The sequence below is a fragment of the Acinetobacter halotolerans genome (assembly GCF_004208515.1).
Classification (GTDB): domain Bacteria; phylum Pseudomonadota; class Gammaproteobacteria; order Pseudomonadales; family Moraxellaceae; genus Acinetobacter; species Acinetobacter halotolerans.
Genome location: NZ_SGIM01000005.1, coordinates 166,608 through 187,370, shown reverse-complemented (window position 1 = coordinate 187,370; position 20,763 = coordinate 166,608). Strand labels below are relative to the sequence as shown.

The window sequence follows — 20,763 nt, the reverse complement described above, 5'->3', positions numbered from 1 at the left end:
GGTAAATCAAATAATTAGATTTTAGCTAATTCGTGTAAATAAGTTTTCATATCTTCAAGTTGTGTGGCTCTGAGATCAACTTCTTCATCCCAGTACATGCCGACACAGTTCGCCTGCATATCAATAGCATAAACTCCTTTTAATGCAATAGCTAAGTCATTAAATTTCTGCTCACCTTGCACGACTTGAAGTTTTCCATCGACCACTCTTGCTCGCATCAACGCTAAACGAGCATCGGGAATCAGCACACTATAATAAGTCACCATACTGGCACGATTTTCGGTTGCCATTGGAATCTTGGTCCACTCTGGCGCAACGATGACACGTGGATGCAAACCCATTTTCCGTGCTTGATCACGCATTGTACCGAGTGCTTTTTCTCGAGGACTAACACGCAAACCAAAAACCGAGCCAAGTACAAACAGTACAATCGCTACCGTGATCCAAATTCCAACATTACTCATAAAATAGCCCAAAACTTTCTTTTATTAGCGTTACATAAGTTGAATCAAAAAGGCAAGTTTTCCTTACAGTATGTGCTCAGCATGCCTTTTTCAATTCATCAATAATGCGGTGGTTTATCACTCATTGGATCAAAAGTCGCGATTCCTTCTGACAAATCCGATGCTTCTATGCGACGATATAAGAACTGCATTTGTTTTTTTAAATCTGCAATTTCTTGTGTCTGAATCACTAATTGTTGGTTCAGTTGGTCAACTAAATCGTCTAAAAATGCAATTCGGACTTGCAAATCTTCAATGGGTGCGGACAATGACGCTTGATCATCAAAATTTTGTTGTTTAGTCATTTCAGACCTCATCTGAGCTTTTAGGAAACATTATGGCCTATATTACTTTAAGGGATGTCCACCTCGCATTTGGTGGGCCTGCCCTACTCGATGGCGCACACTTTAACCTAGAACGTGGCGAGCGAGTCTGTTTAATCGGTCGTAATGGTGAAGGTAAGTCTACTTTACTTAAACTGATTGAGGGAAGCTTATTGCCCGACAGCGGCGAAGTTTCAATTCAAAATGGTTTAACAGTTTCAATGTTAGCCCAAGATGTACCCATGGATTCTGGAAAGGTCGCTGACATTGTAGCTGACGGAGCTGGTGAGGCCGCAACTGTACTCAAAGCCTACCATGAAGCCAGCGATAGCTGTGTACTTGGTGATATGGATGCCTGCGATCGGATGGGCATGTTACAGCATAAGCTCGATCAGTTGGATGGCTGGGCACTAGAAAATAAAGTGAACTCTATTCTCAGCAAAATGGGCCTCGACCCCCATGCTGATTTGGCAGATTTATCAGGTGGCCGTAAGCGTCGTGTGTTATTGGCGCGTGCGCTGTTGACCCAACCTGATGTACTGTTACTCGACGAACCAACCAACCATTTAGATGTTGAAAGTATTGAATGGTTAGAGAAATTTTTGCTTGACCAAAATAATCTAACGTTACTGTTCATTTCGCATGACCGTTCATTTGTAGACAGCATTGCGACCCGTATTATTGAGCTTGACCGTGGTGTTTTACGTAGCTACGAAGGTAACTACTCTCGCTATTTAGAGCTTAAAGCACAGCAAATGGAAGCAGAGGAAAAACAAAATGCTTTATTTGACAAAAAGTTAGCTGAAGAAGAAACCTGGATTCGCCAAGGCATTAAAGCACGTCGTACCCGTAATGAAGGTCGTGTTCGTGCGTTGAAAGATTTACGTGAACAATCTAAAGCGCGTCGCTCGCAACAAGGTAAAGTCAGCATGGCAACTCAGGATGCAAACCGTTCTGGCAAGTTGGTATTTGATATTGAACATCTGAGTGTTACTTTTGGCAACAATGCACCGATTATTAAAGACTTTTCAGCATTGGTCTTACGTGGTGATCGTATTGGTCTAGTCGGTGACAATGGTGTCGGTAAAACCACACTCATCAAAGCGATTTTAGGTGCCATTGAGCATGGTGGTTCAGTTAAAACGGGTACACAGCTTGAAGTTGCTTATTTTGACCAATTACGTAATGCCTTAGATCTTGAAAAGTCAGTCATGGCAAACGTTTCAGAAGGCTCTGACTTTGTCGATGTGAATGGCAATCGTCGCCATATCTATAGCTATTTACAAGACTTTTTATTCTCTCCAGAACGTGCCCGCACACCTGTAAAAGCACTTTCTGGCGGCGAGCGTAACCGTATCTTGTTGGCAAAATTATTGCTAAAACCATCGAATTTAATTGTGATGGATGAACCAACCAATGACTTGGATATGGTCACGCTTGAACTGCTTGAAGAAATGCTTTCTGATTATAAAGGTACATTATTATTGATCTCGCATGACCGTGCCTTTATGGACAATGTCGTGACATCAACTTGGGTATTTGATGGTAAAGGAAATATTGATGAGTACATTGGCGGGTATCAAGACTATTTAGAACAACGCCCTGATCAAACTGTGGTTGATCAGAAAAGTGATGTAAAAAAAGCACAAGCTAAGGCTGAAGCCGCAACTGCACCGAAGAAAGTCAAACTCAGTTATAAAGATCAACGTGAGTTAGAGCAGCTTCCAGCAGAAATGGAAAAGCTAGAAGCGGAACAAACGGAACTTTCAGAAAAGTTGGCTGATGGATCATGGTTTCTTAGCGATGCCAATGCAGCGACATTGGCAAGTCAACGTCTCGCAGAAATTGAAGAATTACTGCTCGAAAAGTTAGAACGTTGGGATATCTTAGAAAATATGTCAAAAGGCAATTAAGCTAAACTTCCTGAGCATCTATTCTTTAGGGAGTAGATGCTCATTCAATTTAATTACACACAATTCCTTGGGCTATAAACTCACTTGCAAGCGATTGGTAAATTCTAAAATTTTCCTCATCAAAACACACAAAAACAACTTCTTGAACGAAATCTGCTTTATCCAATTCAGCACTTATGATTTCTAATGCAATTTGCGCTGCGAATTGTTTAGGAAAACGATAAATACCAGTTGAAATATTCGGAAATGCAAGCGTTTTTAGTTGTAAATTTTCTGCTAATTGAAAGCTGTTTCTATACGCATTTTTTAACAATATAGTTTCATTATATTGTCCATCAACCCACGTTGGACCAACAGTGTGAATGACATATTTAGCTGGCAAATTTCCTGCGGTCGTAATCACAGCTTCGCCTACATTACAACCTCCTTGCTTCGCTCGAATTTTTTGACATTCCGCTAAAATTTCAGCACCACCTTTTCGATGAATTGCCCCATCCACACCACCACCGCCTAAGAGTGAAGTATTTGCTGCGTTGACAATTGCATCAACACTCATTTGAGTAATATCACCTTGTTCAATTGTTATTTTTTTCATAATTTTTCCTTTGCGATTTGCTTTTAAATACACACTCTACAATAGAATAGATTGATTCTGCAGTTACATCAGTGAATTAAAAACTCACTTCATGTTACACTTTTCAAAAATTCAACTTAATTCACATATCAAAGTTCTATGAGCCAACAACAGTCTTATATTCCTGGCGAATTTCGATGGGAATTTTTATTGCCTAAATACTGGAAGAATTGGATCGCAATTATCTTCCTTATATCGTTGGCAATCCTCCCTTGGGCAATCCAATGGCGCTTAGCACATGGCTTGGCGCATATATGTTGGTCTCTACTCCGCTCACGTCGTAAAACCACATTACGGAATATGGAAGTGTGCTTCCCTGAATGGTCGCCTGCGGAAGTTGAAACCAATGCAAAAAAAGTCTTCATTGACATGATGCTTGGCATGTTTGAGACCCTGAATGCGTGGTATTGCCCAAAATGGTTTAAGAATCGTCACCATATTGAAGGACTGGAACATATTCAAAATGCCCAAGCACAAGGTCATGGCGTACTATTGCTTGGCACGCACAGCACCTTACTCGATGCAGGGGGCTATCTGTGTTCGCAATATTTTGAACCTGATGTGGTCTATCGTCCACAAGATAATCCGATGCTGGATATGTTTATTTATCGCTGTCGAGATACGATTTATAAACATCAAATTGATCACGATGATATGCGTGGGCTTATTCGTAGACTCAAAGATGGTGGGGCAATTTGGTATAGTCCGGATCAAGATTTTGGTTTAAAACAAGGAGTGATGGCGCCTTTCTTTGGTGTACCAGCCGCGACGGTTACCGCACATCGCCGTTTATTAAAAATTTCTAAAGCTGTTGCTATTCCACTGTATTTTTATCGCTATGGAGACATTCGAAATCCAAAATATAAAGTGCTAATCGAACCTATAGTTGAGAATATGCCTAGTGAAGATGAAGTGGATGATGCGATTCGCGTAAATAAAATTATTGAAGCCCAACTTCGCATCGCACCAACACAATGGATGTGGTTTCATCGTCGTTTTAAAACGCGCGCTGAAGGATATGAAAGTATTTATTAATCCAACCTTCAATAAGAAAACAGACTTATCTCAAAAATAAGTCTGTTTTGCTTTAAGCCATTCCCTTGCGACTTTATCGGGATGATCTAAATACAATTAAACATCCTCCATCAATCCTACCCGTCACCGTATCAACATCTGTTGGCTTGTTACTCCTAAGATTTCTCATCTTAGATAAAATATCACTACAAGAAAAATGACAAGATATCTGACTTTAGCTACACACACTTGATCAAATTGCTGCTATATAGGTATGCCAGATAATGTGGCGAATAGATCATGAAAGATGTGATCTGTTTTCACTGACTTAGATCTTATTGCACCAAATGACCTTCAACCCAGCCTGTCCCATGATCCGTTGCGACTTCATAAAGCCCTTGTTGCACATTGCCAGAGAAAACTAAATCGGTTGATTTGGAAAGCTTATACATCACAGCACTTGATTTATTGGCCGATTGATAAAGTGAAATATTATTAATTTTGGGACGTAATGTCTGACCCGTCACTAAGTTTGTTTGTATTGCCGCTTGTTGATTTTGTCCGCTCGTGTTTTTCACATCTTGGGAAATCCCTGCAACTTGCTTCGTCGTTTCACTGACCTGACCTAAGGTATTACGAAGGTCTCTCAAAGTATCAGCAAATCCGGCATGACTGTTCATTGGAATCATCACACTCACGATAATGAGCCATCCTTTAATGTTGTTCATTTCTGCCACCCTCAAAAAATGTTAAAATTTAACATTTATAATAATGGGTCAAAAAAAATACAATTTCAAGCCAATTCAAGATCACCAAGGTTAATATCGGATACCTATTTTGTAAGATTTTTTAATCTTTCTCGTCATTCTGTTAATATTTCACACATAAACGCTTATACTTTTTTATGGGTATCCATCCACACTGGAGATAGAATGACTAAACAGAGAACGCCTCTAGATTCCAATGATGTGGATCAGATCAAACTACAAAATAGTACGATGACCAAAAATGCAGAAACCACATTGGAAAGTATATTTCCAATGATGCAACATATTGCACGTTGGCTCATTCATTCAGGGGTTGGGTATACAGATTTTGCTGCCGCACTAAAACCAATCTTTTATGCTCAAGCACTCACAGAACTAGAACGCATCAAACAAAATAAGACTGATTCAGCAGTTAGCCTTTTATCAGGTTTGCATCGTAAAGATGTCAATACGTTCAAACAACAAACTAATCAAACACTTGAAACACCCAATTTTGCAATTAGTGTCCCAGCTCGCGTAATTTCGCGATGGATCGCACTCGATCTTCCTCATCAAATTCCAATTTCAGGCAGTGAAAATAGTTTTGAGGACTTGGTTCGATATATCTCGACTGAAAAACACCCTCGATCTATTTTGCTTGAACTTCAACGTCTAGGCGTTGTTATTCAAAATGGTTCTGATGTTATCTTGCAACAAAACAGTTTTACTCCTGACAACCAAATGCAGGAAAGCAAAGCATTGTTTTCAGCCAACTTGACTGACCATTTAGCTGCCGGTATCGATAATTTCATCAGCGACAAACCATTTACTCATCTAGAACAGGCCTTGCACGTTGAGAAACTAACACCCGAATCTGTAGAGGCCCTTAAACAACTCAGTCTCGAACTTTGGCAAGACATGGCAAAACAACTTTTACACAGCGCCATTGAATATTGTGAAAAAGATCAAGATCAAGAAAATGCAAAATTCCAATTCCGTTTCGGCGTTTATCAATACGATAAAGAAATAAATCTACAGGTGCCTTATACCTATAAGGAAAAATAAAATGAACTCAATAAAAAATATAAGTCTCACTTTTTTACTTTGCGGGTTAGCGAATGTGTTAACGGCTTGTGGTGAAAACTTTTCAGCATCGAATGTCAGTCTAGGGGGAAGTGGTTCAGGACACCAAAAACCACCGAATCCAACTGGCGGCGATAGCATCCCCTCGCATGATGAAAAAGACACGATTTATTATGTGAAAATACCTGCCATGAATAATAATGAATGTATGGGCATGCAGCGCAATGTCCATTTCATTTTCACAGATAGTAAACAAGCAATACCTGTTGGTTCGACCCAATATCTGCCATTAACCAGTTTACAAGTCGAAATTAAAAACACGACACCAAATTATATTTTTGAACGTGCAGATCAATGTCAGCCATTTAAAATTCAAAAAAATGATATGGTCTTTGCTAGATCTCCATATCCTCACTGCTCCTTAGAACAACAAAGTGTCCAAGTTTTTCAACCTTATGAAACCAAAATATATACATTGAATCTTGATTTTATAAATGCAGCTCATCAATGGGATGTGAATTATTTAGTGTCATATGGCTCTGAACTTCCATCGACTCGATCCCAGTGGGAAAAATGTCCCCCATTACCGCTCTCATTCACGATTCAAAAGAGAAAAATACCCACCGCTCTTGAGGATGAGTTACAACAACCGACTACAGAACAAAATTTAGAAGCAACTCTACCCTGAGTAACCTAAAGTTTCATTTCTTCAAAATTAAAACCCGAGTTCTGCATCCTGCAAAACTCGGGCAAATGAGGTTGTGCTTTCACGTTCTTTTTTTATTATCTTGCGTCCATCGCATGCATCATATCCATGATGACTTTTCCATCTCAGCGTTGCTATCCTTAAAGCGGAAATCCATTCCTGAGTCCTGTGCTGATGTATTTAGAATAAACCTTTTAATCTTGTAGGACTATTCGCTACGGACCTAAATCATTGTACGATATTGCTTACATCATTCATTGTTTATCCTGAGTCGCCATCATGATCTTATGTGGTCGAGCAAGCTCATCTACCACCGCTTTTTCTTCTTGCTCTGCCTTTTCTATTCCATCTTGAATTGCTTGCTGTGCCTCCTCTTCATCTGCTTTCGTTTGTTCCAATTCTTGTTGTTGCTCAAAAATCCGTCCCGTCTGCAACACAACATACACAGGGAAATGATCTGACCCAATATGTGATAAGCGTTTCATATCCACTAATCCAAAATCAGCACTATGAAAAATGTGATCTAAAGACCAGCGTAGTAATGAATAGTTGGCATGAAAAGTATTCATAAAATATCGACCTACTCGTGGATCGAGTAAACCACTTATTCGTTGAAATAAACGAGTTGTTCTTGACCAAGCCACGTCATTTAAATCTCCCATCACAATACAGCTTTGATCTAAGTCTTTGATCCGATCACCCACGATCAAAAGCTCAGCATCTCTCAAAGTAGAGTCTTTGGCTTCGGTCGGGCTAGGTGGCTTGGGATGTAAACAATAAAGCTGAACCAGAATCCCTGAGCGCAACTTCAAAGTTGCATGAATCGAGGGAACGTCGTCACTTAAAATAAATTTAACTTCTGGCTCAATCAAAGCTAAACGGCTATACAGATGCATACCATATAAGTTGTCCAGTGGCACGGCAACTCGGTAGGGATAGTCCTTCTCTATGGGTTTTAAAGCATCTTGCCAAACCATATCCGACTCAAGGGTTAAGACGATATCAGGTTGCAACGCCTCAATATGCTGAAGAAGTAAATCATATTTATCATTTGGGGTTAAAACATTCGCCACCAGTAAAGAGATTTGTTGTTCAGGATTCAGTTGATCCTGACCCACCTGTTTCACTTGTTTCTTCCATATTGGGGTATAGGGCAAAACCATTTTAAGTTGATATGCGACAGCTGCAATCACACCCAAAAGTAATATTTCTCTTTGTAATGTCCATTCAGCCGGTATAAATAGCAAACCAACCAAAGCAACGATTCCAATCGCTAAAATCTGTAATCTAGGAAAGTCTGCTCCCCTAAACCACCATTCATCACGGGGAATCAAGGACCATACACTTAACCAAATAACCAAAACTGCGCAAATCTCAATCCATATCATATTAATTTTACTCTTAGAGATTTTGAAGATTTTCAATAAAGTTACGGCTTTATCAATTTTCCATCTAACACAAACAAATAATTCCACACAATAAATCAACTGTTTTATTCATGTAACACTTGCAGTTGCGTTCACTTTTGATACACTCAAGCCCCTTAAAGTTTTTACATACCGAGGCGAAATGACATGAAAGTAGGTCTGGTCGGTTGGCGTGGGATGGTTGGTTCTGTCCTTATGCAACGCATGGTTGAAGAGAATGATTTTGCTCATATTGAGCCTTTCTATTTCTCTACCAGTAATGCAGGTGGCGAAGCTCCTTCATTTGGTGGTAAGACTGCCCCAGCACTTATGGATGCAACAGACATTAACAGTCTGAAGCAAATGGATGTCATTTTGACCTGTCAAGGTGGTGACTACACCTCTGAAGTTTTTCCAAAACTTAAAGCAGAAGGCTGGAACGGTTACTGGATTGATGCAGCATCGACTCTACGTATGGCTGATGATGCCATCATTGTACTTGATCCTGTCAATTTAAATGTGATCAAAGATGGTTTAGTCAACGGCACTAAAACTTTCGTGGGTGGCAATTGTACTGTTTCTTTGATGTTGATGGGCCTAGGTTCGCTGTTCCAAAACAACTTGGTGGAATGGGCAACTTCAATGACATATCAAGCGGCTTCAGGCGCTGGCGCGCAAAATATGCGTGAACTCATCACGGGTATGGGCTATTTGTATAACAATACAAAAGATTTACTGGATGATCCAAAATCTGCGATTCTTGACATTGACCGTCAAATCGCGGACTTACAACGTGGTGAAAACTTCCCTAAAGCAAATTTTGGTGTGCCATTGGCAGGTTCATTGATTCCATATATCGACAAGCAGCTCGAAAGTGGTCAATCAAAAGAAGAATGGAAAGGCCAAGTTGAAACCAACAAGATTTTAGGCAATCAGCAAATCGTGCCAATTGATGGTCACTGTGTTCGTATTGGAGCGATGCGTTGCCATTCTCAAGCCATCACATTGAAATTGAAAAAAGATGTGCCACTTGATGAAATCGAAGAAATGATTCGCAACTCAAGCCAATGGGCTAAAGTTGTTCCGAATACACGTGAAGCATCGATGACAGATCTTACGCCTGTTGCTGTAACAGGGACTTTGACTGTTCCTGTCGGTCGTCTGCGTAAACTCAATATGGGTAAAGAGTATTTAGGCGCATTTACAGTAGGTGATCAATTGCTTTGGGGTGCGGCTGAACCATTGCGTCGTATGCTTCGAATTTTAGTTGAATATAAGAACGCCTAAGCAAAAAAAGATGAAAAACCAAAAGCCGATCACACTTGATCGGCTTTTTATTATTATTAAATATGAATAATTTACAATTCATTTACATCACGGTAATGTATACTCAGACCTTGTTGGAATTTCACCATGGCTGAAATATCAACAGGCTTTATGACCTGACTAAAACATCACTTTTCATGGATCGAGATGACTGTTAATAACAAATTAAAAATTGCCATTTTAGCCATTTTATCTTCGCAACAACTTTATGCGATTACCTTTGACCCTCTGCAAATCAAGTCTGCACCGGGTGAATTACTTTATGCAGAAATGAGCTTCCATCAAGCCGATCGAAATTCTAAATTTGACGTAAGTCTGGCCACACCAGAAGATTTACACATGATGGGTGCCATGCATCAACCTCCATCGCAACTCAATTTTTTTACACGTCACAATAATCGAGGTGAAGGAGTGATTGTGATTACCTCCTCCCGCCCCATGATTGATCCTGAACTAAATATTATCCTTAAAATTAAAGAAGGCGAATCTGCACACTTAAAGCATATTCGACAACCGATACGCCAACCAGCAATGTCAGCATCGGCCGCCAAGACCAGTAATGAAAAGTCGCTGACCCCGAAGTTTATTGTCAGCGAAAAAGATATTGCCTTAAATCTGCCCGAAAGCACACGGTATAACATAAGCACCCAGCCTGAATTAAAACATGAGAAACTGCTGAATGTGCCCTTTGCTCTTCCGCCAGTATTGAATATTTCAGAGACACGCGTTGCTACAACCACCAATACCGCAGTGCAGCCAATCGAACAGACTACAAATACTCAAGTACCCTCCGTTGCTTCCACAGCTCAAGGTCAACAAGCAACAGTAATGAAGCATGACAACACAGCATTCGCATCAGAAAATCAAATAGGAAGTACTCCAGCGCAAATAAACCCTATAACTGCTGAAAGTGAGCTGAAGGGCACGGAGATTGAAACTGCGCAACAAAATAGTAAAACTCAACACCAAGCTAAAAATACCACTCCACCAGCAAAGAAAAAAACCGCAGCGGATCATTCAACATCCGCAAATAACCAACAACATGTTGTGCAACGTAATGAATCATTGTGGAGTATTGCACAACGGATCTCTGCTGATACCCAGCAGCCTCTTCCACAGGTGATGAAGCAGATTAAAGTACAAAATGAGCATGCCTTTATCGGCGGAAATGCCAGCCGACTTAGACAAGGCTCCCATTTAAATTTCAATCTCAACTCAATCCCTGTTCAGAAAAACCCAAATGCCAATCAAATTGCAACAAAACCCTTAGGTGCCCCTGCTGAAAAAGCAAAATATCGCTTACAGCAAGCCGAAATGTCTTTGGTCGCTGAAAGCAACCAAGATTCAAGTACGGGAAGTGCCAAAAAAGACACATTACAACAAAAAACCAGCGCTGACTTATCATTAAAAGTTATGACAGCACGGGAAAAAACCGTTACATTACAAAGAAACGTAACACAGTTAGAATTGGCTCTACGCCAGAAGGACCAACGGATTCAGCTTTTAAATGCTCGACTTGCCGAGCTGCAAGATCAACTGAAAGCGCAACAGGAAATTAAAAAACCAACACACTGAGTGATGTAAAAAGATTCTCATAGTTTTGGATAAAAGCGGTTCTATTTTTTAAGGGGTATAGATCATGTCAACTATAATAATTTTATTGCTCGTCATCGTATTAGTCGTTGCGATCGTTTTAAAGAAACGTGAGAACACTCAAAATCGTCCAGCATCAAAGAAAAGTGCAAGCAAGACAGCAAAGAAAACAGCGACGCGCACGGCACTTGCACGTGAAGAGCTAGCGTCTGCCCCTCCAGCAACCACAGCTATTTCAGAAAGCTTACGTCAAAAACTTACCCAACAAATTCAAAGCGGAAATTATCAATCTGCTGAAGCACAAATCAATCAGGCTTTAAAACAAGATAACTCTCAACATGAGCTTTATCTTTTTTTACTCGACATCCATCTAGCGCAAAAAGATGACTTTGCGATTGATCAACTGATTAAGCATGTTCACGCATTAAAATTAGAGGATATCGCACAGGCGGCTGAAGCAAAGAATCAAGAACGTATAAAGAACTCTCAATCATTTGATAGTATTGACTTCAAATCGCACCCAACACAATCATCACGTATTGCAGAAGTTGAAGCTCAAAATAAAACGGCCGACTTTGATGCATTGGTTGAAACACCGGCTAAACCAACTTTTGATGATTTACAATCTGAATATACAGCTCCTGCTGAGCAAGAGAAACCTGCCGAAGTAGAAGCACAGGTTCAAGCTTTAGATTTCGACTTTTCCTTTGAACAGAAAGAAACCGTCAAACCCGCAGCAGCAACAACTGAGCTACAACAGCAACCTGCTTTAGACTTTTCATCCGACTTGGCATCAGCACCTGCGACTGAAGCATTATCGGGCAATGATACAAAGCCTGAATTAGATTTTAATTTCTCTAATTTAGATGCAACATCTCGCCAGAGTGAAATCAAAAATGACAATATCACCGAAACGTCTGGCTTAGATTTCCACATTGATCAACCTCAGCATTCCACTGAAAAGCAACACCCGATTGAGAAAACAGAGCTTTCTTTTGAAATTACAGAACCGAGTACAACAATAGAGCCAAAATTAGATGCAGTTGATCCAGTTCCACAAACTGTGACTGTCGAACTTAACGACCCATTGGCTCAATCATTTCCTGACTTGCAACAGTTAGATGAGGCTGAACTTAACTTAGATTTAGCTGAGCAATATATAGAGCTAGGTGCTTATACATCTGCTCGTGAACTCTTACAAAACCATCAGCTTCAATTCAACCTAGAACAACAACAACGTTCAGAAAAATTACTCAATAAAATAGCGTCTTGAATCATATCCGTCTAATATAAGCAGTCTCTATGACTGCTTTTTTATGATGAAAAACTTTTTATTATGCAAAAGATCGCTTTAATTTATATGGGTGGAACTTTTGGCTGTGTTGGCGAACCGCTAATGCCAATGCCAGAACAAACTTTTTTACCTGCACTCAAAAAAGTGATTCCACCTCACTTAGATGTAGAGTGTTTTGCTGCACCAAGCATTCAAGATAGTAGCGCATGTACTGCGACAGATTGGTTGCAGTTAATACAACAAATTCAACAATTACAACTTAAGAATTATCAACATTTCGTGATTATTCATGGTACTGATACCTTAAGCTATGCAGCAGCAACGCTTGCTCGTTTTTTGGGACATTCTTGTCACGCGATTATTACAGGTAGTCAGTATCCCTTACTCAACATTGAAGGGAATGATACGAGAGAGTTTACTGATGCATTAAGTAATTTATCTCTTGCGCTTGAGCAAGTCTTACAACGACCTGCTGGGGTTTATCTTGCCTTCCATCAGCAAGTTTTCCACGCCCAAACCACCCTCAAAGTCCATACCACAGAGCTAGATGCGTTTTCAGGTAAAGATGCAAATCAAGCCTGCAACACCACAGCTGATTATTTTATTGTTCAAAATGAACATATTGAACAAGCCGAACGACTTAGTATGCTCAATCTCATGCTACAACCGATTGGCAAAGAGCAACTGCTATCGCAGTTAAATAATATCTTGGCTGCACCACCAAATTTTCTCGTGTTACAAGGATTCGGCACTGGCAATATCGCGGTGAATGAGGAAGTTTTGGCGTTATTTGATGCTCTGTATCACAAGAAATGTCTTCCAATTATTAGCACTCAAGTGACCTTTGGACAACTTGATCAGCGCTACGCAGTGAGTGCTTGGATTAAATCAGCTAAAGTTTTGATCAATGATTGTCACTGCCATGCTGATTTATATGCAAAAGTGCTGCAAATGTATTTAAAATACCCGACCCATGATCAATGGTTTGAACATTGGCAGCAACACTAATCTGAGGTTAAGACATGCAACGTTATGCAATCGGTATTGAATTTTGCGGTACTCAATACCGTGGTTGGCAAACCCAACAAGCGGGCATTGCAAGTGTTCAGGAAACCATTGAAAAAGTCCTCAGTAAAGTCGCCAATGAAACCATCATTTTACATGGTGCTGGACGTACAGATGCAGGCGTACATGCCACCAATATGGTGGCGCATTTTGATACAGAAGCCATTCGCCCCGAACGCGGCTGGATCATGGGTGCAAATAGTCAACTTCCTAAAGATATTTCGATTCAATGGATCAAATGTATGGATGAAAATTTCCATGCACGTTTCAAGGCAATTGCGCGACGTTATCGCTATGTCGTTTACAACGCGCCAATGCGGCCTGCACTATTACACAAACAAGTTACACATCTCTATCAAGACTTAGATGTAAAAAAAATGATTACTGCCGCAGCAAAGTTTGAAGGCACCCATAATTTTGAATCTTTTCGAGCGGCAGCATGTCAGTCCAATCAACCCGTGCGTCATGTGAAACATTGTCGCCTTTTTGAGCATGGTCGCTACCTCGTTCTCGATATTCAAGCAGACGGTTTTTTACATCATATGGTTCGTAATATCATGGGATGTTTGCTGGAAATCGGACAAGGTCTATATGATATTGAGCATATAGATACCATGTTTGCTGCCGAAGATCGTAAAGCTGCTGGCATCACTGCACCTGCGGATGGACTTTATTTTATTCAGGCATATTATCCAGAGCACTTTGATTTACCGCAGCCGCCATTAGGGCCGCAATGGTTAAACTTAGCTGAATAAAAAAAGCCTTATCTTTTGAGATAAGGCTTTGCTGAATCAGCTTAAATCACTGGCGCTGTTTACGTTTACGATATTCCACTGGGGTTTCATTCGTCCAACGTTTAAATGCACGATAAAAAGTACTTGGTTCAGAGAAACCTGTTAAATACACAATACGTTCAACACTTTCAGTGGTATTTGCGAGTAGTTTCTTGGCTAAACGACAACGATAGTCTGAAAGAATTTGCTGAAAACTGGTATTTGCTTCACTGAGCTGAGTTCTCAAACGACGTGGCGTAATATTAAGTTGTGCTGCAACAGTTTCCAAGGTCGTTTCACCGCTTTCCAAGGTCGAACCAATCGCACGACGTACTTCTCCCACCAAATCATAGCGTGCAAGTTCTTGTAGTTTTTCAATAGCAAGCTGTTCATGCAATTGTAGTAACTCAGGCTCAGCTTGCCATAATGGATAATCTAGAACCGCCGCATCAAAATAAATTCGGGTCTCTCTTTGACCCAAGCTAACGGGGCAACCATACACTCTAAAGTATTCATCATCCTCAGCGCCCTCATTGAAATTAAAATCAATATAAATCGGCTGAAATTGACCTTCAGTAATAAATTTAAAAAAGCGTAAAATACCTGACATCGCGCACTCAGAAAAATGGCGATTGACGAATTGATCAGGCCATAGTTGTTCACCATTACTTAAATAACAGCGACCATCTTCAACAATAAGTTTCGCATCAAAAGCATCACTAATCAGACGTTGGTAAGCCAACGCTCGCTTCAAGCCTTCACCAAAGGTTTCACTACTGATAAATAGATGCTCAATCACTTGACCACGATATAGCGGTAAATATTCCCCTAAATGCAGCCCAATATCTTGATCATTGCTCACATCCCGTGCAGCAATCCAAAAGGCGTTCTGTGCACTTAAAGGTGTCCTTGCATTGGTATCAACTTGATTGAGTGCAACCCCTGCCTTTGTTAAAATCTCTTCGGTCGGTAATCCTGCTTTACGAATTGCCTGATAACCAAAGCGCAATACAACCGATGCATCTGTTAGCTGACCCACGCAGTGCCCTTCCCTGTAGATACTTTATTGTGACAATGAACAATAATTTTAGATTAACGTTGATTGACCAAACTGACAACACTATTCTGCTTCTTTTGTTAAAAAAAATTTATAAATTGTCTGACAGTTCTTTTGATTAATATCTGACAGCCTTGCTTAGCTTATATCTTGTAAATTTTAAATAAATTGACTATAATTTGCGCCTTTCCAATTTGATCTCAGGTAGGCTATGGCCAATAAAGAGGAACTCATTGAGTTCGAAGGCGTTGTCACCGAAACGCTTCCTAATACGATGTTCCGTGTACGTTTAGAAAACGGTCACGAAGTTATTGCTCACATTTCTGGTAAAATGCGTAAACACTATATCCGTATTTTGACAGGTGACAGTGTAAAAGTTGAAATGACACCTTATGATTTGACAAAGGGTCGTATCACTTATCGTGCGCGCTAAGAATTAGTGAATGCAAAAAAGCCACATCTCGTGGCTTTTTTTACAAGCGATAAGCGAGTGCTCTATTTAACGGTCTAACATTCACTTAGATGTTTAAGTCATTTACAGCGATATGTAATTATTGCTGTAATATAATATCGTCTCCGGAACGGATAGATTTTAATATTTCTCTCACGCTCGTTGATCAAATATAAAAATTATTTATTCCAAAAATAAGGAAATAACCACAATGCATTATAAATTTTTTATTATTTTCTTCGCATTATTATTACAAGGCTGCGCAACACCTGGATGGCAATCTGTTCAACTGCAAGATTACTTACAACCTTATATTGGGCAGTCTGCTGATGACATTCAACAGAAGCTCAATTTGAAGGATTTAGGCTTTCAAACGTTAAAACAACCTCGAAAAACTGATAATTCTTTGATTTTCACCGTATTGCGTCCAATCAATATTCCTGTACCGATGCCACAATCCTTTGGTGAATCTGGTTCAGGTATGGGAAGTTCTACTCGCATAGGTACGGTTCAAACGGGTCAGCAATCCTATGATGTGAATTTTTATTGCCATATTATTTTTGAGCTCGATCAGCAACAAATTGCGCGCTCAATTCGTTATGAAGGCAAAGCTTGTTAAATCTATATCCCAAATAAAAAACGCAGCCTTAGCTGCGTTTTTTATTTATCAGCATTTAGTTAAGTGCAGAAACTACCGCCTCACCCATCGCATCTGTACCCACTTTGATCATACCTTCAGACATAATGTCTGCGGTACGTAAACCTTGATCCAAGACTTGACCTACAGCATCTTCAATCGCTTTGGCTGCCGCTTCTTCACGGAAGGTATATCGCAACATCATCGCAACCGAAAGTACAGTCGCAAGAGGGTTTGCGACATTTTGACCCGCGATATCAGGTGCAGAACCATGACATGGTTCATACATGCCTTTACCTTTCTCATCTAATGATGCTGAAGGCAACATACCGATTGAGCCCGTTAACATTGCCGCTTCGTCCGACAAAATGTCACCAAATAAATTACCTGTCACAATGACATCAAATTGTTTCGGTGCGCGAACCAATTGCATCGCGGCGTTATCAACATACATATGCGACAACTGAATATTTGCATACTGCGCTTGCTGCAAATCAGTCACCGTTTGCTTCCACAACTCGGTCACTTCAAGCACATTGGCTTTATCGACTGAGCAGACTTTGCCACCACGTAATCCAGCTAGCTCAAAGGCAACCTTAGCAATACGTTTAATTTCACTTTCTGAATATACGTCGGTGTTATAGCCTTGCTTCTCACCATTTTCTAGTTCACGAATACCACGAGGCTGACCGAAATAAATACCGCCCGTGAGCTCACGAACAATCAAGATATCTAAACCTGCAACTATTTCAGGCTTCAAACTCGAAGCATCTGCCAATTGTGGGTACAGAATCGCTGGACGTAGGTTAGCAAATAAATTGAGTTCACTGCGGATTTTAAGTAACCCACGCTCAGGACGGATCGAACGCTCAATGCTATCCCATTTTGGACCGCCGACAGCACCCAATAAAATTGCATCCGCTTTTTTGGCTTGTTCACTAGTAACAGCAGGATAAGGTTCACCATGTGCATCAATTGCTGAACCACCGAGCAAACCATGCTCCCATGTCAAACCTAGATTAAATTTATGATTGACCTTGGTCAAAACTTTTTCAGCTGCGCCCACAATTTCAGGGCCAATACCATCACCCGCTAAAATTAAAATATGTTTAGACATCTATTTTTCCAGTTTGATAGAAGCAGTTTACACTGCAAGCCAATTAAATCTTTTTCTCAATAAACTCGCCTAAGCCTTTTCGTACATCATAAGATCGGCAAAAACGGCGAATGGTATGTTGCTCTTGCTGTAAATCAACACATAACGGGTCAGGTGCAGATACGTTCAACAAACTCCCTGAACCTTTTGGCCTATCTCTATACATCTTAAAGGTATAGTTTAAATAAGGCTTGAACTCATGAATGACATGAAAAGTCTCTGCACGATCTAAGGAGATTGGATAAAAGCGAATCACGACTTCGTATTCTTTGGCAGGAACACTCAGATAGACTTGTTGTTTTCGACTAAAAACTGAACCTTGTAGTCTCACAATGCCTCGTTCCATCGCTTCTCGACTAATGCGATGCGAGGTCGCATTAATCACCTCAGTATCGTTGATTCGTGCAAATTCGCAATTTTCTACGCCTGAACAATATAAAGTTGCGTTATTCGCTTTCTGCTCTAAAGTATTTTGAGCAATACGAACTTGATCAACCACATTTTGTGTGTTTTGACAGGCAGTTAAAGTCGTACCAACACATAAACACAGCAAAATATTGCGTGCTAATATCCTTCTCATTGTTCGGGCCCAGTCCTCATGTCACATCAACATGCAAGCAAAATAATCTTTGTTTGCATGTTAGCAAGAGTTGTATCGCTATGCCATGATTATGTTCAAATTGTATTCAAACAACTAGGCTTTGATTTCATCAAACACCCAAGGACGTACTTGTTTGGCTTTTGCTTCAAAAGCACGGATCTCGTCAGCCGCTTGTAGTGTTAAACCAATGTCATCTAAACCATTCAGCAAACAATGTTTGCGGAATGGATCAATTTCAAAATTGAAGGCTTCACCTGTTGGCGTACGTACTTGTTGTGCGTCCAAATCAATGGTCAATTGATAACCTTCTTCAGCACATTCTTTAAATAACTGATCTACAATCTCTTCAGACAAGATCACAGGCAACATGCCATTTTTAAAACAGTTATTAAAGAAAATATCTGCAAAGCTTGGCGCAATCACGGTACGAAAACCATATTCATTTAATGCCCAAGGTGCATGTTCGCGGCTTGAACCACAACCGAAGTTAGTACGTGCCAATAAAATCGTTGAACCTTGATAACGAGGCTGATTCAAGACAAAATCAGGGTTTTTAGGACGTTTACTAATGTCCTGACCTAAATAACCTTCATCTAAATAACGTAATTCATCAAATAAGTTATCGCCGAATCCCGTGCGCTTGATTGATTTTAAAAACTGTTTCGGAATAATTAAATCAGTATCCACATTGGCACGATCTAAAGGTGCAACAATACCTTGTTCTACAGTATATTTTTCCATGATTTTGCTCCCTTAGAATGAACGAACATCAACGAAATGACCTGCAATCGCTGCCGCAGCCGCCATCGCTGGACTGACTAAATGGGTACGCCCACCATTGCCCTGACGACCTTCAAAGTTACGATTTGAGGTTGATGCGCAATGTTCACCTGGTTGTAACTTATCTGCATTCATCGCCAAACACATTGAGCAACCCGGTTCACGCCATTCAAAACCTGCTTCCAAGAAAATTTGATCCAAACCTTCTTGCTCTGCCTGCTGTTTAACCAAACCAGAACCCGGAACAATCATCGCTTGTTTAATGCTTGAAGCCACCTTACGACCTTTCACGACTTCGGCAGCGGCACGAATATCTTCAATACGTGAGTTGGTACATGAGCCAATAAAGACACGATCCAATTGGATATCAGACAAAGCCTGACCCGCGTTTAAGCCCATATATTGATAAGCACGTGTCCAATCATTACGTTGTACATCATCTTTGGCTTGTTCTAAAGTCGGTACTGCTTGCGTAACTGGGATTACCATTTCTGGAGATGTTCCCCAAGACACTTGCGGCTCGATCTCTGCGCCATTCAATACAACGACCGCATCAAACTCAGCATCTTCATCAGAATGTAAAGTATTCCAATATTCTACCGCTTGTTCCCACTGCTCGCCTTTAGGTGCATAGTTACGATCCTTCACGTAAGCAATAGTCTTGTCATCCACTGCAACCATACCCACACGCGCACCCGCTTCAATCGCCATATTGCAGACTGTCATACGGCCTTCAATCGACATATCACGGAACACTTGTCCGCCAAACTCGATTGCATAACCTGTACCACCAGCCGTACCAATCTTGCCGATGATGGCCAAAACCACATCTTTCGATGTCACGCCTTTGCCCAATACACCATCCACACGGACTAACATATTTTTAGATTTTTTCTGTACTAAGCATTGTGTTGCCAATACATGTTCAACTTCTGATGTCCCAATCCCATGTGCCAAACAACCAAAAGCGCCATGCGTTGCCGTATGCGAGTCACCACAAACCACGGTCATACCCGGTAAAGTTAAACCTTGCTCTGGACCTACAACATGCGCAATCCCTTGGCGAATGTCATTAATCCCAAACTCAACGATATTAAATGTTTTACAGTTATCGTCTAAGGTTTGCACCTGAATACGCGAGGTTTCGTCTTCAATTCCTGCAATCCCCTGTTCACGCTCTTTTTTAGAGGTTGGAACATTGTGGTCAGGTGTTGCGACATTGGCACTTAAACGCCATGGTTGACGCCCAGCAAGCTGTAAACCCTCAAATGCTTGAGGACTGGTGACTTCATGCAATAAGTGACGATCAATATAAATTAAGCATGAACCATCATCACGTTGCGTTACTAAATGGTCATCCCATAATTTGTCATACAATGTTTTGCCTGCCATGTCGTCGCTCTCCATCGTGCTTGTCATAGGACTGGGTAATTTAATCTTAGACTGATTATAACAATCGTTTTACATAAATCTAATTTATCATTTTTATAAATTAACAAACTTTTTGGAATAATACTTTATAACCTCAACAATCAATCTACCTCTCGCTAAGGAAAAGAATCCTAAATCAAACAGATACCTTTTTTCAAAAATTAAAGCTTATTTTTCAACTTATTTTATTGATACACAAATCAGTTATTCATAAATCCAATCACCAGCAATCAAAATTTCTTTTTTACATTGCAAGTGATAATGATTATTA

At 40.3% G+C, this 20,763-nt stretch carries 21 protein-coding genes; 11 read left to right on the top strand and 10 right to left on the bottom strand.

Annotation, left to right across the window (positions count from 1 at the left end; genetic code table 11):
• Positions 1-14: 14 nt before the first annotated feature.
• Positions 15-464 (bottom strand): ammonium transporter, encoded by a 450-nt coding sequence (locus EXE30_RS08175; RefSeq protein WP_130161974.1) that lies wholly within the window; start codon positions 462-464, stop codon positions 15-17.
• A gap of 98 nt (positions 465-562) precedes the next feature.
• Positions 563-808: a SlyX family protein gene (locus tag EXE30_RS08170; RefSeq protein ID WP_130161973.1), complete on the bottom strand. Its 246-nt coding sequence runs from the start codon at positions 806-808 to the stop codon at positions 563-565.
• Positions 809-840: 32 nt separating this feature from the next.
• Here EXE30_RS08170 and EXE30_RS08165 point away from each other — a divergent pair, with 32 nt between their 5' ends.
• Entirely contained in the window at positions 841-2,739 is a 1,899-nt protein-coding gene (locus tag EXE30_RS08165) for an ATP-binding cassette domain-containing protein (protein ID WP_130161972.1), read from the top strand.
• Between the two features lie 49 nt (positions 2,740-2,788).
• Here EXE30_RS08165 and EXE30_RS08160 read toward each other — a convergent pair whose 3' ends face one another.
• Positions 2,789-3,334, bottom strand: coding sequence for an O-acetyl-ADP-ribose deacetylase (locus EXE30_RS08160; protein WP_130161971.1), 546 nt, complete (start codon positions 3,332-3,334; stop codon positions 2,789-2,791).
• A 138-nt stretch (positions 3,335-3,472) separates the two neighbouring features.
• Between EXE30_RS08160 and EXE30_RS08155 the strand changes: the two genes are divergently transcribed.
• Entirely contained in the window at positions 3,473-4,408 is a 936-nt protein-coding gene (locus EXE30_RS08155; RefSeq protein ID WP_130161970.1) for an LpxL/LpxP family acyltransferase, read from the top strand.
• Positions 4,409-4,722: 314 nt separating this feature from the next.
• On the opposite strand, the gene EXE30_RS08150 is transcribed toward EXE30_RS08155, so the two are convergent.
• Positions 4,723-5,115, bottom strand: a complete 393-nt coding sequence (locus EXE30_RS08150; RefSeq protein ID WP_130161969.1) for a hypothetical protein — start codon at positions 5,113-5,115, stop codon at positions 4,723-4,725.
• A gap of 204 nt (positions 5,116-5,319) precedes the next feature.
• On the opposite strand from EXE30_RS08150, the gene EXE30_RS08145 reads away from it, so the two are divergent.
• Both EXE30_RS08145 and EXE30_RS08140 read left to right on the top strand, forming a co-directional pair.
• The gene (locus tag EXE30_RS08145; RefSeq protein WP_130161968.1) at positions 5,320-6,198 is read left to right on the top strand and encodes a DUF6502 family protein; all 879 of its coding nucleotides are present in this window, start codon (positions 5,320-5,322) and stop codon (positions 6,196-6,198) included.
• Position 6,199: 1 nt separating this feature from the next.
• A complete protein-coding gene (locus EXE30_RS08140; protein ID WP_130161967.1) occupies positions 6,200-6,904 on the top strand; it encodes a hypothetical protein in 705 nt (234 codons plus the stop codon).
• A 272-nt stretch (positions 6,905-7,176) separates the two neighbouring features.
• Here EXE30_RS08140 and EXE30_RS08135 read toward each other — a convergent pair whose 3' ends face one another.
• Positions 7,177-8,310 carry an endonuclease/exonuclease/phosphatase family protein gene (locus EXE30_RS08135; protein ID WP_130161966.1) on the bottom strand — a complete coding sequence of 378 codons (1,134 nt, stop codon included), beginning with the start codon at positions 8,308-8,310 and terminating at the stop codon, positions 7,177-7,179.
• Between the two features lie 186 nt (positions 8,311-8,496).
• Between EXE30_RS08135 and asd the strand changes: the two genes are divergently transcribed.
• From asd to truA, 5 genes are all read left to right on the top strand, one after another.
• A complete protein-coding gene (asd, locus tag EXE30_RS08130; RefSeq protein WP_130161965.1) occupies positions 8,497-9,615 on the top strand; it encodes an aspartate-semialdehyde dehydrogenase in 1,119 nt (372 codons plus the stop codon).
• A gap of 186 nt (positions 9,616-9,801) precedes the next feature.
• Positions 9,802-11,229 carry a type IV pilus assembly protein FimV gene (locus EXE30_RS08125; protein WP_130161964.1) on the top strand — a complete coding sequence of 476 codons (1,428 nt, stop codon included), beginning with the start codon at positions 9,802-9,804 and terminating at the stop codon, positions 11,227-11,229.
• Positions 11,230-11,293: 64 nt separating this feature from the next.
• The gene (locus EXE30_RS08120; RefSeq protein ID WP_130161963.1) at positions 11,294-12,520 is read left to right on the top strand and encodes a FimV domain-containing protein; all 1,227 of its coding nucleotides are present in this window, start codon (positions 11,294-11,296) and stop codon (positions 12,518-12,520) included.
• A gap of 63 nt (positions 12,521-12,583) precedes the next feature.
• Positions 12,584-13,549: an asparaginase domain-containing protein gene (locus tag EXE30_RS08115; RefSeq protein WP_130161962.1), complete on the top strand. Its 966-nt coding sequence runs from the start codon at positions 12,584-12,586 to the stop codon at positions 13,547-13,549.
• Positions 13,550-13,563: 14 nt separating this feature from the next.
• Positions 13,564-14,361, top strand: a complete 798-nt coding sequence (gene truA / locus EXE30_RS08110) for a tRNA pseudouridine(38-40) synthase TruA (RefSeq protein ID WP_130161961.1) — start codon at positions 13,564-13,566, stop codon at positions 14,359-14,361.
• 46 nt (positions 14,362-14,407) lie between these two features.
• Here the strand turns inward: truA and EXE30_RS08105 are convergent, their stop codons facing one another.
• On the bottom strand, positions 14,408-15,418 hold the full coding sequence (locus EXE30_RS08105; RefSeq protein ID WP_130161960.1) for an AraC family transcriptional regulator: 1,011 nt from the start codon (positions 15,416-15,418) through the stop codon (positions 14,408-14,410).
• 229 nt (positions 15,419-15,647) lie between these two features.
• On the opposite strand from EXE30_RS08105, the gene infA reads away from it, so the two are divergent.
• Together infA and EXE30_RS08095 are read left to right on the top strand one after the other, a co-directional pair.
• Positions 15,648-15,869, top strand: coding sequence for a translation initiation factor IF-1 (gene infA / locus EXE30_RS08100; protein WP_001284370.1), 222 nt, complete (start codon positions 15,648-15,650; stop codon positions 15,867-15,869).
• 229 nt (positions 15,870-16,098) lie between these two features.
• Positions 16,099-16,506 (top strand): hypothetical protein, encoded by a 408-nt coding sequence (locus tag EXE30_RS08095; protein ID WP_130161959.1) that lies wholly within the window; start codon positions 16,099-16,101, stop codon positions 16,504-16,506.
• A 55-nt stretch (positions 16,507-16,561) separates the two neighbouring features.
• Here EXE30_RS08095 and leuB read toward each other — a convergent pair whose 3' ends face one another.
• The 4 genes from leuB to leuC form a co-directional block, all read right to left on the bottom strand.
• The gene (leuB, locus tag EXE30_RS08090; RefSeq protein WP_130161958.1) at positions 16,562-17,641 is read right to left on the bottom strand and encodes a 3-isopropylmalate dehydrogenase; all 1,080 of its coding nucleotides are present in this window, start codon (positions 17,639-17,641) and stop codon (positions 16,562-16,564) included.
• Between the two features lie 43 nt (positions 17,642-17,684).
• Entirely contained in the window at positions 17,685-18,260 is a 576-nt protein-coding gene (locus EXE30_RS08085) for a hypothetical protein (RefSeq protein WP_130161957.1), read from the bottom strand.
• 114 nt (positions 18,261-18,374) lie between these two features.
• Positions 18,375-19,022 (bottom strand): 3-isopropylmalate dehydratase small subunit, encoded by a 648-nt coding sequence (gene leuD, locus EXE30_RS08080; RefSeq protein WP_130161956.1) that lies wholly within the window; start codon positions 19,020-19,022, stop codon positions 18,375-18,377.
• A 12-nt stretch (positions 19,023-19,034) separates the two neighbouring features.
• Positions 19,035-20,453, bottom strand: coding sequence for a 3-isopropylmalate dehydratase large subunit (leuC, locus tag EXE30_RS08075; RefSeq protein ID WP_130161955.1), 1,419 nt, complete (start codon positions 20,451-20,453; stop codon positions 19,035-19,037).
• Between the last annotated feature and the right edge of the window lie 310 nt (positions 20,454-20,763).

What these genes read in the sequence shown, in the direction of transcription:
- EXE30_RS08175 (WP_130161974.1), bottom strand. Translation starts at nt 464, where the DNA reads ATGAGTAATGTTGGAATTTGGATCACGGTAGCGATTGTACTGTTTGTA.
- EXE30_RS08170 (WP_130161973.1), bottom strand. Translation starts at nt 808, where the DNA reads ATGACTAAACAACAAAATTTTGATGATCAAGCGTCATTGTCCGCACCC.
- EXE30_RS08165 (WP_130161972.1), top strand. Translation starts at nt 841, where the DNA reads ATGGCCTATATTACTTTAAGGGATGTCCACCTCGCATTTGGTGGGCCT.
- EXE30_RS08160 (WP_130161971.1), bottom strand. Translation starts at nt 3,334, where the DNA reads ATGAAAAAAATAACAATTGAACAAGGTGATATTACTCAAATGAGTGTT.
- EXE30_RS08155 (WP_130161970.1), top strand. Translation starts at nt 3,473, where the DNA reads ATGAGCCAACAACAGTCTTATATTCCTGGCGAATTTCGATGGGAATTT.
- EXE30_RS08150 (WP_130161969.1), bottom strand. Translation starts at nt 5,115, where the DNA reads ATGAACAACATTAAAGGATGGCTCATTATCGTGAGTGTGATGATTCCA.
- EXE30_RS08145 (WP_130161968.1), top strand. Translation starts at nt 5,320, where the DNA reads ATGACTAAACAGAGAACGCCTCTAGATTCCAATGATGTGGATCAGATC.
- EXE30_RS08140 (WP_130161967.1), top strand. Translation starts at nt 6,200, where the DNA reads ATGAACTCAATAAAAAATATAAGTCTCACTTTTTTACTTTGCGGGTTA.
- EXE30_RS08135 (WP_130161966.1), bottom strand. Translation starts at nt 8,310, where the DNA reads ATGATATGGATTGAGATTTGCGCAGTTTTGGTTATTTGGTTAAGTGTA.
- asd (WP_130161965.1), top strand. Translation starts at nt 8,497, where the DNA reads ATGAAAGTAGGTCTGGTCGGTTGGCGTGGGATGGTTGGTTCTGTCCTT.
- EXE30_RS08125 (WP_130161964.1), top strand. Translation starts at nt 9,802, where the DNA reads ATGACTGTTAATAACAAATTAAAAATTGCCATTTTAGCCATTTTATCT.
- EXE30_RS08120 (WP_130161963.1), top strand. Translation starts at nt 11,294, where the DNA reads ATGTCAACTATAATAATTTTATTGCTCGTCATCGTATTAGTCGTTGCG.
- EXE30_RS08115 (WP_130161962.1), top strand. Translation starts at nt 12,584, where the DNA reads ATGCAAAAGATCGCTTTAATTTATATGGGTGGAACTTTTGGCTGTGTT.
- truA (WP_130161961.1), top strand. Translation starts at nt 13,564, where the DNA reads ATGCAACGTTATGCAATCGGTATTGAATTTTGCGGTACTCAATACCGT.
- infA (WP_001284370.1), top strand. Translation starts at nt 15,648, where the DNA reads ATGGCCAATAAAGAGGAACTCATTGAGTTCGAAGGCGTTGTCACCGAA.
- EXE30_RS08095 (WP_130161959.1), top strand. Translation starts at nt 16,099, where the DNA reads ATGCATTATAAATTTTTTATTATTTTCTTCGCATTATTATTACAAGGC.
- leuB (WP_130161958.1), bottom strand. Translation starts at nt 17,641, where the DNA reads ATGTCTAAACATATTTTAATTTTAGCGGGTGATGGTATTGGCCCTGAA.
- EXE30_RS08085 (WP_130161957.1), bottom strand. Translation starts at nt 18,260, where the DNA reads ATGAGAAGGATATTAGCACGCAATATTTTGCTGTGTTTATGTGTTGGT.
- leuD (WP_130161956.1), bottom strand. Translation starts at nt 19,022, where the DNA reads ATGGAAAAATATACTGTAGAACAAGGTATTGTTGCACCTTTAGATCGT.
- leuC (WP_130161955.1), bottom strand. Translation starts at nt 20,453, where the DNA reads ATGGCAGGCAAAACATTGTATGACAAATTATGGGATGACCATTTAGTA.